Origin of the sequence: Thauera butanivorans (assembly GCF_048398245.1) — a bacterium.
Classification (GTDB): Bacteria; Pseudomonadota; Gammaproteobacteria; order Burkholderiales; family Rhodocyclaceae; genus Thauera; species Thauera butanivorans.
The window spans coordinates 3,863,252-3,877,289 of record NZ_CP183038.1 but is presented as its reverse complement, the minus strand read 5'-3'; the positions used below and the strand labels follow the sequence as shown (position 1 = coordinate 3,877,289).

Genomic DNA, 14,038 nt, shown 5'->3' with positions numbered 1-14,038 from the left:
ATGGTCTCCGCATCCCTCATCGCCGCCCGCGCCGCGCAGCACACCCAGCTCATTCGCCAGATCCACACCGCAAAACGAGATCTGGGCCTGGACGACGATACCTACCGGCTCACGCTCGCCCGCTTTGCTGCCGGCAAGACCAGCAGCAAGGAATGCAGCATCGCCGAGCTGCAGGCCGTCATCGAGCACTTCCACGAGTCCGGCTGGCCGCGCCCCGGCGGCCAGGCCCGCAAGCCTCTTTCGCCACGGCAAAAGAAGATGTGGGCGTTGTGGCAGACGCTGGCCGACCAGGGCAAAGTGCGCAACCGTCGCATGGTCGGCCTGCTCGCCTGGATCGCCGGCCAGACCGATAACCAGGTGCAACGCCTGGAATGGCTCACCCCGGCGCAGGAGCACACGCTCATCGAAAGCCTCAAGGCTTGGGCTGAAAGATGAGCACCCGGCTCACGCGCACCACGGTCGAAGATCTGGCGCCGCTGCTCGCCATCCTCGACCCCGTTTATCCGGAAACCCTCGCGCGCATCGCCGAGTGTTTGTTCCTGGTGCTGCGCGACCGCCTGCCGGGCGAACCGGCCGACCACGCCCGCCTGGCGCTCGACCAGGCAGAGCTGGTCCGCGCCGAGCTGGGCGGCAGCCAGCTCTATTTGGCAAAGGGGAAGGAATTCGAGATGACCCTGCGCGACCGGCAGATCCTGGCCAAATTCAACGGCCGCAACCACCGCGCACTGGCCCACGAGTTCGGTGTCACCGATCGCCACATCTACGACATCGTCGCCCGCCGCGGCAGGGAAGAATTCGAGCGCCGACAGGGCAAGCTGCCGGGGCTGGGGGCGGATGACGATGACTCTGAGGATGAATCATGAAATCGGCCCGCTGTGCCGATCGGGCGAGCGAGGCGGCCCGGATGCCTGCCGATGGGGCAGAAAATGGCGTCGAGGGCTTTTATAAAAGCGCAGGGCGCACATCCCGCCCTGAACCGAAGCGCCCGCTGCCCGATCTGGACACGCTGCGCCCGCTTTTCCTTCGTCTGCGACCGGGCGTTGCGCCAAACTGGACCACGCGCTACCGTGTCGGCGCCATCCTGTCCCGGCATCTCGATACCTGCTGCACGCTCGAAGAGCTGGGCGCCGAGCTGGGCATTACAAAGCAGAATGCCTACACCGAATCTGTGGTCGCACTGGGCACTCTGGTCTGCGCGCTGTATGTGCGGATGCACTTCCCGCGTCCATGCAATCATTGAACCCCTTCATTTAGCCTCGCCCCCGCCCCGCACGCAAAGTGCGGGCCATGGCTACCGCACAACTCCCCGCGTCGATTGAAATCTTCCGCCCTGGTCGGCACACCGACGACCAGGGCGTGGTGCGTGAGTTCACGCCCGCCGACCTGGCTGCCATCGCCGCAGGCTACGACCGCACGCTGCGCGAAGCCCCGCTGACCATCGGCCACCCCGCGCACGACCGCCCGGCCTACGGCTGGGTGGATGGCGTGCATGTGACGCCCGAGGGCCGTCTCGCCATTTCGCCGCGTGACGCCGAGCCCCAGTTCGCCGAGATGGTCGCCGCCCGCCGCTTCCCCAAGCGCAGCGCCGCCTTCTACCCGCCGGGCCATCCCAGCAACCCCACGCCCGGCCGCTGGTACCTGCGCCACGTCGCCTTTCTGGGCGCCCAGCCGCCGGCCATCGCCGGGCTGAAAGACATCCAGTTTGCGGACGATGCCGCCGGCCTCGTTTGCTTTTCCGAAGCCGGCACCGTCGATCCCGATCCCGGCCCATCCACTCAGGAGCCCCCCGCCATGACCGAACAGGAAAAGGCCGCCCTCGCGCGTGCCGAAAAAGCCGAAGCCGAAGCCAAGGCCGCTGCCGAGGCCCGCGCCACGGCCGAGGCCGCCGCCCAGGCCGCCACGGCGCAGCTCGCGCAATTCGCCGAACAACAGCGCGCTGCCACGCACGCCAGTCACGTCGCTTTCGCCGAGGCCGAGCTGAAGGCCGGCCGGCTGCTGCCACAGCACAAAGAACCGGCCATCGCCGTGCTCGATCTGCTGGCCGATGCTCACCCGGTGGAATTCGCCGAAGCCGGCGCCACCAAGAAGCTCGCGCCGGTCGAATGGCTCAAGGGCCTGATCAGCAGCGCCCAGCCCGCTGTCCAGTTCGGCGAATTCGCCGGCGGCGCCCTGGCCGTCGAGCGGGCTGCCCCCGGCATGTCCGATGCCGACATCGACAAGCGCGCTCGCGCCTTCGCCGCCCAGCACAACGTGAGCTATGCCGAGGCCCTCGGCAAGGTCGCCACCTTCACCGCCTGACCGGAGCCCACTCACCATGATGAATGCCGAACAAATCCGGCTGAACCAGAACCCCATCCTCAGCAGCCTGCTGCTGGGTCTGGGCCAGGGCAGCTATGTTGCCGAAAAGCTCTTCCCGCGGCTGCCGCAGGCGCTCACCGGCGTCACGCTCGCCAAGCTCGGCGACGAGCGCTTCCGCCGCTACAACCTACGCCGCGCGCCGGGCAGCGCAACCAAGCGCGTCAATATCAAGTACGAGGGCAAGGTCTACACCGTTGAGCAATACAGCGTCGAAGTGCCCATGCCGCGCGAGCTGATCCGCGAATCCGACGCCGCGCGCCGCATCATGAACGTGGGCAGCAACCTGGACGTCAGCCGCATCGCCATGGTCACCGCCAACGACATCCTCGGGCTCGACTACGAGCTGGAAGCCGCCGCGCTGGCCACCACGCCTGCCACATACGCCGCCGGTCATGTACTGGCGCTGGCCGCGGGCACCAAGTGGAGCGCTGCCACCGGCGTCCCGGTCACCGACATCGAAACCGCGTCGGAGACCATCCGCAAGAAGATCGGCAAGCGCCCCAACACCCTCACGCTGTCGGCCGACGCCTGGCGCGCGCTGCGGCACAACGGGCAGGTCAAGGCCTACTTGCCCAGCACCCAGCAAGGGCCGGCCACCGTCGAGCAGCTCAAGAACATCCTGAACCTCGAGCAGATCAACGTCGGCGACGCCATCTGGATCGACGACGCCGACGCCAGCGCGGACGTCTGGGGCAACAACGCCGTTTTGTCCTACGTGCCCAAGATCGGCGGCGGCGGTGGCGACATCAGCCTGGCCGAGCCCGCCTTCGGCTTCACCAACGTGCTGGAAGGCCACCCCTTCGCCGAGCAGCCGTACTACGAGACCCAGTCCAAGAGCTACGTCTACGGCGCCACCTACGAGCGCAAGCCCAACGTCGCCTACGACACCGCCGGCTTCCTGTTCCAGAACCCGCTGTAAGCACCCGAGGACGAATCCATGAGCAAGAAGCTGATCCTGATCGCCGCCGTCAACATCGCGCTGTACCGGCCGCACCCCGAGTACCCGTTCGACGCGGCCAAGGGCACGCGAATCAACATCGAGTCCGGCCAGCCGCTGCCGGACGATCTCACCCGCGCCGAGCGCGACGAGCTGGGACGCCTGGGCGCATTCAAGGAACAACTGGTCGCGGCACCCGCCGCGACCCTCCCGGCCGGGGGGGATATCCCCGGCACCAATACATCCGCAGCCGAAGAGGGCACTGATGCGGACGTGTCGGGCGACGGGGCGGCCACGGCCGCCCCCGAGTCCTCGATCACGTCAGCCGAAGCGCCCGCGCACTCTGACGAAGGGGAAGCCCCCCCAGCTGGGGGCCGCGGCAGCAAGGTGGCTGGCAAGTAATCCTGTAGGAGCAAATCATGTCCAGACTCCAGTTCGAACGGACCCACGCCACCACGGTCGTGGCCACTGCCGTCATCGCTGCAAACCGCTTCGTCGGCTACGGCGGCGCCCATGCCTCGGCCACGGCCGGCGGTGCGGCCGACGCCCAGGGCGTTTCGGAAATGGCGGCCGCCATCGGCGACGTCATTCCGGTGGTCACCGGCTACTCCTACCTGGTCGAAGCTTCGGCGCCCATCACCAAGCACGCTCTCGTCAAGCCCGCGGCCGACGGCTCCGGCCGTGCCGTGGCCGGTAGCATGGCCGACCACTGCGGCCGCGCCCTGGCTGCAGCCACCGCGGCCGGCCAGCTGATCGAAGTCGAAATCCTCGAGCACGTGCACCCGTGATCTACGCCACCGTCGCCGCCCTGGTCGCCCGCTTCGGCGAGCGCGAGCTGGTGCAACTGACCGACCGGGACAACATCCCGCCCATCGTCATCGACGCCGATTTGGTAGATACCAAAATCGCGGACGCCAGCGCTTTCGTCGACGGCTACGTCGGCCAGGTGTATCAACTGCCGCTGGCCGGCTGCGCCAAGCCGGACGGCGCCGGTGGCGTGGACTACGTGCCGCCGCCGGTGCTCGAACGCATCACCTGCGACCTGGCGCGCTACTACCTGCATGACGATCTGGCCCCGGAAAACGAGGTCTACCGCCGCTACAAGGCCGCGGTGCGCGAGCTCGAAGCCATCGCCGGCGGCGAGGCCATGCTGGCCTGCCCCTGGGGCGGTTCGCCCGGCGTGCCATTGGCGGGTGACGCGCAGTCCGGCGGTGGCGAAACGCACCACGCGTTCAGCCCGCGCGTCATCACCGACGACACTCTGCGAGGCTTCGCGTGAGCTGCGACTGGAACTTCCACGCTGCCGAGGCCAGCATCGTCGAGCAGTTGCGCCAGCACTGCCAGGCCGGCCCCGGCGCCTGGGCGCGCGACATCGGCACCCGCGCCGCGCTGGCAGATACTGCGGAAGAAATGCAGCACTGCCCGGCCATCTACGTCGTGTACGACGGCTATGTGGTCGCGGATGCCGACGCGCAGCGCGCAGCGATCATGCACCGCTGGCTCGTTGTCGTGGCGGTGGCCAACGCGGTGCAGGGGCGCGACTCAGCCCCCCGCACGCAAGAGGCCGGCCCCTTCGTCGGCGACGTGTTCCGCGCGCTGCACGGCTTCATGCCGGTGGGCAGCATCGAAGCCATGATCCCCACGACACCGCCCAGGCCGTTCTACAGCCCGGCCAGGTTCGCATACTTCCCGGTGGCCTTCACCACCATCGCCCACCACAACACCCGCAGCGGCGTAGCCACGGCCCGTGCCAGCCGTGTGCAGGCCGTGCCGTATCCCTACCCATAACCGGAGGCCACCATGGCAAACATCGACAAGTATCTATTCGGCCAGGGCAAGTTCTTCAGCCGGCCCTGGAACACGCCCGGCGCAAAATGGCGCTGGTGGGGCGACGTGTCCGCGTTCACGCTGCAAGGTGCGCAGGAAAAGGTCGAGCACCGCGAAAGCTTCTCCGGCAACAATGCGCTGGCGCGCAGCTTCAACCGCTCCAAGGGCCTGACCGGCAACGTTACCGTGCATCAGTTCGACAAGGAATCGATCGCACAGGATCTGCACGGCACCATCACCGAAATCGTCGGCGGTTCGGTCGTCGCCGAGCCGCTCGGCTCAGTCGCCGCAGGCGACATCCTGGCGCTTGACTACATGGGCGTCAGCGCGCTGGAGATCAAGGACAGCACCGGCACGCCGGCCACCATCGGTGCCAGCCACTACGTGCTCGATGCCCGCTTCGGCAGCATCGAATTCCTGTCGCTGCCGACCAGCCCGGCACCTGTCATGCCGCTCACCGCCGGCTATACCTATGCGACGCAGTCGCAGGTCGCGTTCCTGAATGCCACGCCGCCGTTCATCGAGCTGCGCTACGAGGGCATCAACCTCGCCGAGAACGGCGCGCCGATCATCGTCGAGCTGTACAAGTGCGAGAGCGCCATGCTGCAGGAGCTGGCGCTGATCCAGAACGCCAACACCGTCACCGGCATCAACAAAGCCGTGGGCGTGCTGCTCGACACCAGCAAGCCCGCCGCTGGCCCGCTGGGGCAGTTCGGGCGCTTCCGCGAGCTGTCTGCCTGACCGTCTTCCTGCGTTGTTTCCTCCCCTTTGCCCGGCCACGCGCCGGGCTTTTTATTGATTGAACGCCTTCATTTATGTTTTGAGGGGTCGGTTTGGCATGCTTGATACAACCACATGGAGCATGCAGACATGGCCCGCAAGATCGGCAACACCCGCCACCCCCAGCCCACAGCCGAAGCCCAGCGCGCGGCGGACGAACTCGACATCCTGCACCCCGAACGCACGCTGACTTTCGCGTGGGGAAAGATCGTTGTGCGTGAATACGGCGGCGTCGAGTGGATGCGCCTGCGCGCCGTCGCCCGCCCGATCATCGACAGCCTGGCCGCACTGCTCGCCGCCGGCGTGCCTGTGGTGTACGAAGCCGCCCTGGACGTGCTCGCCGACAACATGGATGCCGTGCTGACGCTGGTCGCTGCCGCCACCGATGAAAGCGTCGAAACCATCCAGGGTCTGGCGCCAGACGAGCTCGACGACCTGTTGCTGTACTGGTGGGGCGCCAACGGCCGTTTTTTTCTCCACCGCGCCGCAAACGCGGTCGCGGTGATGCAAGTGGCAGCGCAGATCGCCCAGTCGGCTGGGGCGAGCTCTACGCCACCCTCGTTTTCCACGGTCACCGCCTCGCCGACGTCCGCTGCTACACCAGCCGGCAACTGACCCTGTTCTACCGAGAAGCCATCCGCCGCGAGGCCAGAATGAGCGCTGCCCGCCTGCTCGACGTCAACGCCGCCTTCGCCGGCGGCGACCCTGCCGACCAGCGCCTGGCGGTACTACGCGCCATGGAAGATGACGCATCATGAGCCGCAACGATCTCACCGTCGCACTCAAGATTCAGGCCGATGTGGCCGAGGCGCAAAAGCGCCTGGATGGCATCGATAACGCGCTGGGCCGGCTGGAAAAATCAGGCGCCAATGTTGGCGCCGGCGGTGTCGATGCGCTGGCGCAGTCCTCGCGCCGTGCCGCTGATGCCGCCCAGGTTGCCGCAGGCGCGCACAACCAGCTCGATGCCGCAGTTCAGCGTGTGCAAGCCGCCCGCATCGATACCCTGGCCCAGGCGGACCGTGCCGCCGCCGAAGCAGCCAAGTCCGCCGCAGCGTCACAGCAGCAACTGGCCAACGCCACGCGCCAGGCCGGCACCGTAGCCCCTGCCGCGGCGCGCCGGCTCAACGAAGTGGGCATGTCGGCCAAGCAAACGGCCATGGCCATGCGCCAGTTGCCGATGCAGATCACCGACATCACCACCAGTCTGGCCAGCGGCATGCCCATCTGGCTGGTGGCGGTGCAGCAAGGTGGCCAGATCCGCGACAGCTTCGGCGGCGTCGGCCCGGCGCTGCGTGCCATGGCCAGCATGGTCAGCGTCGCCAAGGTCGCGATCGGCGGAGCCGCGGCCGTCGTTGGCGCATTGGCGCTGGCCTACAAGCAAGGCAGCGACGAAAGCTCCCGCTTCACCACTGAACTGATCAATACCGGCAACGCGGCTGGCACCAGCGCAGGCCAGATGAGTGACATGGCCCGCGCGATCGCCGAGATCGATGGCACGCGTGGCCAGGCCGCGGAGGCCCTGGCGCTGATCGCGGCTAACGGCAACATTGCCGCCAGCAGCATGCGCGACGTCGGCGCCGCGGCGGTGTCCATGAGCAACGCCACCGGCCGCGCCGTGGCCGACATCGTCGCCGAGTTCGCCCGCCTGGCCACCGAGCCCGCCGCCGCCAGCGCCAAGCTCAACGAGCAGTACCGCTACCTCACTGCCGCCACCTGGGAACAGATCCGCGCGCTCGAGGAGCAGGGCCGGCAGACCGAAGCCGCAGAGCTGGCCATGTCTGCCTACGCGCAGGCCACATCGCAGCGCGCAGCCGAAATCGTCAGCAACCTCGGCCCCATCGAAGGTGCCTGGGCCGCGATCAAACAAAGCGCCGCCAGCGCATGGGACGCCATGCGCAACATCGGCCGCGAGGATTCGCTCGGCCAGCAGCTCCAGGTCGCGCGCGAACGCGCTGCCGGGGCACGGCCCACCTGGTTCCGCAGCCAGGAAGATCTCGACCTCGAGGTCAAGGTGCTCGAAGCCGCCGTCGAGGCCGAGCGCAAGCGCGCCGCGGCCGAGGGCGAACGTGTCCGCACCCAGCAGGCCGGCATCGCCGCTGCCGCTGCCGTGGCCAAGGCCAACGAAGCCGCGCTGACCGGCGCGGAGAAGCTCGATCAAAAGCTCAAGGAATACCGCGCCAACATCGAGAAGATTCGTGCGGCCAACCCCGCCAGCGCGTTGCTCGACCCTGCACAGATCGCCAAGGCCGAGCAGGCCCTGCGCGAGCAGTACACCAAGAAGCCCCAGGCGGCAAAAACCAACCCGGTCGACACCGCCTACCTGTCGCAGCTGCAAACGCTCACGCTCGCCCGCGTCGAGGCCGAGCAGCGGCTGCAGAACGCCCAGGATGGCGTTGCGGCAAATGAAGAGCGCGCCATCACCCGGCTCGACGCCTGGCTCACCGTCAACCGCAACGCCCTCAAGCTCGATGAACAACGCATCGGCACGCTGCGCGCGCTGGCCGAACAAACCGATGCTGCCAACAAGGCCGCCGCCGCGCTGGCCGAAACCCAGCAGCGCGACGCCCGCATCGCCGACGGCATGTCTGCTGTCGACAACCGCTTGCAACAGCTCCAGGGCGATGCCGCCGGCGCCGCCATCGCCCGCGCGCAGACGCAGTGGAAAAAGCTGCGCGCAGACCTGGTTGCTGCCAACGATGGCGCAGCCATCGTGCGACTGGACCAACTGCTCGGCCTCGAGGCCGCCTCGGCCAAGCTCGCCGACGTGCAGCAGCAGATCGACAAGGTGCTGTCCGCCCAGGGGCGCGACGAACAGTCGCTCGGCGCCCAGCGCGAAGCCGGCCTGCTCACCGAAGTCGCCGCCCGCGAACGCCTGCTCGACATCCACCGTGCAACGGCCGATCAGCTCCATCAACTGCGCCCGCTGCTCGAAGACCTGGCCAGCCAGCCCGGCGTGGTGGGCGAGGCCGCCGCGGCCGCGCTGCAGCAGCTCGAAACCCATGTGCTGCGCCTGCAATCGACCACCAGTCTATTTGCCAGCACGCTGAAATCCGGCCTCACCGACGGTCTGCGCGAAGCGCTCACCGGCCTGGCAGACGGCACGCTCACGCTGCGCGAGGCCATCCACACCCTGGCCAGCACGGTGGCGGATTCGCTGATCAAGATGTCCGCCGACCAGCTCGCCCAGGGCGCGGCCAAGTCGATCATGAGCATGCTGCCCGGCATGGGCGGCGACGGTGCTGCGGATGTCACCGCAGGCGCTGCCGCCGTCTCGGGCAGCGCCGCCGCGCTGTCGGCCGCGGGCGGCACGCTGGTCACCGGCGCCGCCGCCATCCAGGCCGCCGCTGCATCGCTCGCAGCAGCCAGCGGCACCGCCGGGGCGGCCAACGCCGCCGCAGGCGCGGCCGGTGCCGCAGGCAGCAGCGGCTGGATGTCCAGCATCTGGGGCGCGGCGAGGAGCTGGTTCGGCTTTTCCGGCGGCGGCTACACCGGCCCTGGCGGCAAGTACCAGCCGGCCGGCATCGTGCACGCCGGTGAGTTCGTGACCCGGCAAGAGGTCACCCACCAGCCGGGCGCGCTGGATTTCCTTGAAGCGTTCAACCGCCGCGGCATGGCCGCGCTGTATGGCTGGCGCGGTTACGCCGATGGCGGCCTGGTCACCGGTCCCGGCATCAGCGCGCCGACCATCGCCACGCCGGCATCCATGGCCGAACCCGCCAAGGCGCTGTCGGCCACGCTGCACAACAAGCAAGTGTTCAACCTCATCGACAGCCCGGAGCGCATCGCGTCCGTGCTCAGCAGCCCGGCCGGCGCCGAGGCCATCACCGTGATGCTCTCGCGCGACCCGGCACGCTTCCGCTCAATTCTCGGGATCTCCTGATATGCCTCATCAGATCGGCTACGTCGACAACAGCGGCGGCACGCTGGCCCATTACAAGTTCCTGACCCAGCTGCGCGACTTCGCCTCCGCAAACGGCTGGACGGTGCTGCGCTACGACGACTCAATCGAAAATCGTGAACTCATCCTCCGGGGCCCTGGCTACACCGGCACGGAAGAGATCTTCGTCGGCGTGCGCACCTATCAAAACGCCGCCGCTGACTACTACAACCTCGCCGCCGCGGTGTTTACCGGCTACGTGCCCGGCAACGGTTTCGATGCCCAGCCCGGCGCGAAACTGGTCGGGCTGCCCGCGCACAACAACCGCATCGACTACTGGCTCACCCTCAATCCTCAACGCATTGCCTTTGCTCTCAAGGTCGGCACGCCCGTTTATGAGTCGGCCTACATCGGCAAGTGCCTGCCCTACGGCCGGCCCAGCCAATACCCGTATCCGGTTGTGTGCAGCGGCATGCTCAATGGCATTCCCGCGACCCGTTTCAGTGATACATCGAGCAGCCACAGCATGGGCTACAAGGGCAACAGCGTGCGGCTGGGGTTGCGCAGCAACGACGGTTGGCTGAACGCGTACAGCTATCCGTGGAGCGAAACAAACATCGGTAGCGGTTCGTGGCGCCTCCGAGATTCCGGTGGTGTTTATCACCTCCTGTCTATCGAACTGCATGACAACACCGCGAACCTCTGGGGGGCGCTCGACGGTATTTACTACATTAGCGGCTTCAACAACGCGGCCGAAAACACGCTGTCGATCGATGGACACCAGTATGTCGTGATCCAGGATTCGTTCCGTGTTGGTTTCAGCGATTACTACGCAATGAGGCTGGACAGCTAATGGCTTATACAACTGGTTCGGCCGTTTCCATGGCGGCGCTGCAAACCGCGATCTTTGATTCATGCGTCAATGACGGCTGGTCTGCCTCAGGGGACTTCCTGACCAAGGCCGGGATTCCAGTGAGAATCCAGGCGGTCGGCGAGACGCTTCAGATTCTCGGCGGCGAAGGGTTCAGTAGTGGAGCCCTCGTCAATCCTGGCCCGAATTACTCACAGATCGCTGGCTCCGGACTGGTGTTTCCGCTGACGTGGCACGTTTTCACATTCCCGCAAGAAGTCTATGTGGTCGTGGAGTACGCAGCCGGTCGGTTCCAGTGGATGGCATGGGGTAAATCGACTGTCGCGGGTATAGGCGGGTCAGGGGTGTGGTACTGCGCCTCTCAAGGCTCATCCGTTTCGGCTGGCCTCGCGTGTCACTTGACCAGCTCATCTACGAGCAATGCCTCTGGAGCTTTATTCTGGACTTCGAACTTCTCGGGTACTGCAACAAGAAATAATCATATCCACTCAGGCATGGGTGGGGCGTCGGGGTGGGAGTATTCCGGTAATAGTGTCGTTGAGGGGAAGATGTATGGTTCCCAAGACACAATGGGCCTCCTCGGGTGGCTTCCGTCGGCGTGGAATAGCGAGGCAGTACTCCTGCCTCTGCGTTGCTATCTGTGGCGCACGGAAGGTTTTGTTTCCCTCGCAGTGGATCTGGAGCATGCCCGGGTTACCCGGATAGACAACTACGAACCCGGGCAGATACTGAACATCGGCGGCACTCGCTGGAAGGTGTTCCCGTGGCACCTGAAAGACGCCGATAACCGAAACGGAATTACCGGTTCTCCATATCACAGCGGCACGCTGGGCTGGGCCATCCGCTACGAGGGGCCGTGATGGCTGCGTTGGCTGGCGCAGTGACGCACGAGACGCTTGCGGGCATCGTCAACCCGCTCTTGACCGTGGCGCATCATGCCTACACAGCAACGCAGATCCCGTACGAATCGGACGGGATGAGGCGCCCTGGCGGCAGCGTATTGATCGCGCATTGGCCGGTCGAAGCCAATGGCCGGCCTCTTGCCGGCGCCCGCTGTTCCGCTTGGCTCGATGACTACTATTACCGCATACACCTGTCGCTCGAGGGTATCGATCTTGGTAACGTCGTTAGCATCCAGACCACACCCGTCCAGGTTTGGAATGCCTGGTTCGAGCCGCGCACGCTCACTGCCATCGATGGCCTGGACGAAGGCATCACTGTATCCGGCCAGCCCGCGCCGCCATTGCTGTTCGCCGCACTGCAGGAGCGCAGCTACGATCTGTCGGTCACGCCTGATGGCACGCCGGTACTTGATACGTACATCACATGGGTGTTCGCGCATGGCGCGGCGCCCCAGGTGCGCGTTACCGCAAATCGCATCATCGGCTGGGTCTTCGTGCCAGACTGGGCCGAGGGCGTGAATGAGCGCCTGGCCTGGGCGACCGACATCCTGAGCAGCGAATCAATGGTCGAGCAGCGCCGCGCCTTGCGCTCCGCGCCGCGACGCGAATTCGAGGCCACCGTGTATGCCGATGGCCGGGAACGCCAGTACCTGGACATGCTGCTGTTCGGTTGGTCTGCACGCATGTGGGCCTTGCCGATATTCCCGGACATCCAGCAGATCGCCATCGGCGTGCCGGCCGGCGCGCTGGTCATCCCCTGCACCACAGAGCACCTCGATTTCCGTGCTGGCGGATTGGCGATGCTGCGCAGCCACGATGCTGGTGATGTGTTCGACGCGGAGGTCGTTGAGATCGATACCATCGGCAGCACATCGCTCATGCTCAAGCGCGCAACACAGCGCGCCTGGCCTGCTGGCACGCGGCTGTATCCGGTCCGTAGTGCACAGTTGCGCGAGGCGCCGGTGCTATCGCGCATCACCGATAAGTTGTCCAGCTTCGAGGTCGGCTTTCGCATCGTCGAACCGAGCGACTTCCCGGCCGCGGCGCCGGCATTGCTCTACCGTGGCCGCCCGGTGCTGGCTGCACGCCCGGACGAAAGCCAGGAACTGACGCACGAATTCGTCCGGTTACTTGCCGAACTGGACAATGGCACCGCCGCTGCGCCCCTGGTCACCGATGTTGCCGGCCGCACCATGCCCGTGCTGCTGCACCGTTGGGTTGCCAGTGGCCGGGCTGATCGCGCCGCCTGGCGCAGCCTGCTGTACTGGCTGCGTGGCCGGCAGCGCGCGCTCTGGGTACCAACCCATGCGGACGATCTCACCCTCATCGGCATCGCGCCAGAAACCTCGTCGACGATCGATGTGGCCTATCTGGGTTACACCCGATTCGGCCAGGCGCACAGCGGCCGCAGGGACATCCGCATCGAGCTTGCCGATGGTACTGCGCTGCACCGTCGCATCACCGGCAGCACCGAGGTCTCCGGCACCGTCGAGCGCATGGTGCTCGATGCGGCTCATGGCGTCGTGCTGTCGCCCGCCACTGTCGCGCGCATCAGTTTCATGTCGCTGTGCCGGCTCGACAGCGACAGCGTCGAGATCCACCACCTGACCGACAGCGAGGGCGTTGCCCAATCCGAAATCCTTCTGCGCGGAGTGCGTGACGATGAGTTTTGACACCCTCGAGCGCTCGATCGCCGACGGCGCCCCGCGCCGGCTGTACCTGTTCCAGCGTGGCGTTCAAGCATGGTGCTACACCAGCGGCGACCGCGACGTCACGCACCTGGCGCGCACCTACAAGGCCATCGCCGGCGGCATCTCCGACGATGGTATCCGCCAGACCGGCCAGGCCCAGGCCGATATGCTGCAGATCACCGCCGCGGCCGACCTCGATGTCGCGCAGCTCTACCGCAGCCTGCCGCCCAGCGCAGACGTGTCGGTGACGGTGTTCGGCTTGCATGAGAGCCTGGCCGACTATGTCGTGCTGTGGTCAGGCAGCGTGCGCAGCGTCAAGTGGCCCCGTATCGATCGTTGCGTCATCTCATGCGCCACGCTGGCCGCCAGTCTCGAATCGACCGGCTTGCGCCTGTCGTGGGATCGCGCCTGCCCGCATGCGCTCTACACCGTTGCCTGCGGTGTCGACGCCGCCGCATGGCGGGTGACATCGAGCGTGCAGTCCATGGACGGCGCAAGCGTTACCAACGGCGGCCTGGCCGCATATCCGGCGGGCTATTTCACGGGCGGCTATGTCGAGTGGTCGCTGCCGGGCGGCGAGCCCGAACGCCGTGGCATCGAGCGCCACGCCGACGGCACGCTCCACCTACTGGGCGGCACTGCCGGCATTGCGCCCGGCGCCGCGCTGCGCGTCTATCCCGGCTGCGCACAGACCACGACCGCCTGCAAGGCATTCGGCAACCTGGCCAACTTCGGCGGCATCCCGCACCTGGCCGGCGTCAGCCCCTTCGACGGCAACAACCATTTCTAGGAGGG

General features: G+C 66.7%; 16 protein-coding genes. All 16 read left to right on the top strand.

Annotated features, from left to right (window positions below):
* Positions 1-435 carry a phage protein GemA/Gp16 family protein gene (locus ACNQFN_RS18755; RefSeq protein WP_418647237.1) on the top strand — a complete coding sequence of 145 codons (435 nt, stop codon included), beginning with the start codon at positions 1-3 and terminating at the stop codon, positions 433-435.
* Complete coding sequence (locus tag ACNQFN_RS18750; RefSeq protein WP_418647236.1) at positions 432-863, top strand: Mor transcription activator family protein; 432 nt, start codon at positions 432-434, stop codon at positions 861-863. The genes ACNQFN_RS18755 and ACNQFN_RS18750 overlap by 4 nt, the downstream gene beginning before the upstream one ends.
* Entirely contained in the window at positions 860-1,240 is a 381-nt protein-coding gene (locus ACNQFN_RS18745; protein ID WP_418647235.1) for a hypothetical protein, read from the top strand. Before ACNQFN_RS18750 ends, ACNQFN_RS18745 begins: the two co-directional genes overlap by 4 nt.
* 47 nt (positions 1,241-1,287) lie before the next feature.
* Positions 1,288-2,298, top strand: a complete 1,011-nt coding sequence (locus ACNQFN_RS18740; protein ID WP_418647234.1) for a hypothetical protein — start codon at positions 1,288-1,290, stop codon at positions 2,296-2,298.
* A gap of 16 nt (positions 2,299-2,314) precedes the next feature.
* Complete coding sequence (locus tag ACNQFN_RS18735; RefSeq protein WP_418647233.1) at positions 2,315-3,277, top strand: hypothetical protein; 963 nt, start codon at positions 2,315-2,317, stop codon at positions 3,275-3,277.
* Positions 3,278-3,295: 18 nt separating this feature from the next.
* Positions 3,296-3,697: a hypothetical protein gene (locus tag ACNQFN_RS18730; protein ID WP_418647232.1), complete on the top strand. Its 402-nt coding sequence runs from the start codon at positions 3,296-3,298 to the stop codon at positions 3,695-3,697.
* 17 nt (positions 3,698-3,714) lie between these two features.
* Positions 3,715-4,083 (top strand): DUF2190 domain-containing protein, encoded by a 369-nt coding sequence (locus ACNQFN_RS18725; RefSeq protein WP_418647231.1) that lies wholly within the window; start codon positions 3,715-3,717, stop codon positions 4,081-4,083.
* The gene (locus ACNQFN_RS18720) at positions 4,080-4,574 is read left to right on the top strand and encodes a gp436 family protein (RefSeq protein WP_418647230.1); all 495 of its coding nucleotides are present in this window, start codon (positions 4,080-4,082) and stop codon (positions 4,572-4,574) included. Before ACNQFN_RS18725 ends, ACNQFN_RS18720 begins: the two co-directional genes overlap by 4 nt.
* Complete coding sequence (locus ACNQFN_RS18715; RefSeq protein WP_418647229.1) at positions 4,571-5,083, top strand: phage tail terminator protein; 513 nt, start codon at positions 4,571-4,573, stop codon at positions 5,081-5,083. Before ACNQFN_RS18720 ends, ACNQFN_RS18715 begins: the two co-directional genes overlap by 4 nt.
* A gap of 12 nt (positions 5,084-5,095) precedes the next feature.
* The gene (locus ACNQFN_RS18710; RefSeq protein WP_418647228.1) at positions 5,096-5,863 is read left to right on the top strand and encodes a hypothetical protein; all 768 of its coding nucleotides are present in this window, start codon (positions 5,096-5,098) and stop codon (positions 5,861-5,863) included.
* 129 nt (positions 5,864-5,992) lie between these two features.
* Entirely contained in the window at positions 5,993-6,517 is a 525-nt protein-coding gene (locus tag ACNQFN_RS18705; RefSeq protein ID WP_418647227.1) for a DUF6631 family protein, read from the top strand.
* Between the two features lie 139 nt (positions 6,518-6,656).
* On the top strand, positions 6,657-9,782 hold the full coding sequence (locus ACNQFN_RS18700; RefSeq protein WP_418647226.1) for a phage tail tape measure protein: 3,126 nt from the start codon (positions 6,657-6,659) through the stop codon (positions 9,780-9,782).
* Position 9,783: 1 nt separating this feature from the next.
* A complete protein-coding gene (locus ACNQFN_RS18695) occupies positions 9,784-10,632 on the top strand; it encodes a hypothetical protein (protein WP_418647225.1) in 849 nt (282 codons plus the stop codon).
* Entirely contained in the window at positions 10,632-11,510 is an 879-nt protein-coding gene (locus tag ACNQFN_RS18690; RefSeq protein WP_418647224.1) for a hypothetical protein, read from the top strand. Before ACNQFN_RS18695 ends, ACNQFN_RS18690 begins: the two co-directional genes overlap by 1 nt.
* Positions 11,510-13,225, top strand: a complete 1,716-nt coding sequence (locus ACNQFN_RS18685; protein ID WP_418647223.1) for a hypothetical protein — start codon at positions 11,510-11,512, stop codon at positions 13,223-13,225. Before ACNQFN_RS18690 ends, ACNQFN_RS18685 begins: the two co-directional genes overlap by 1 nt.
* Complete coding sequence (locus ACNQFN_RS18680) at positions 13,215-14,033, top strand: phage BR0599 family protein (protein ID WP_418647222.1); 819 nt, start codon at positions 13,215-13,217, stop codon at positions 14,031-14,033. The genes ACNQFN_RS18685 and ACNQFN_RS18680 overlap by 11 nt, the downstream gene beginning before the upstream one ends.
* Positions 14,034-14,038: the final 5 nt, after the last annotated feature.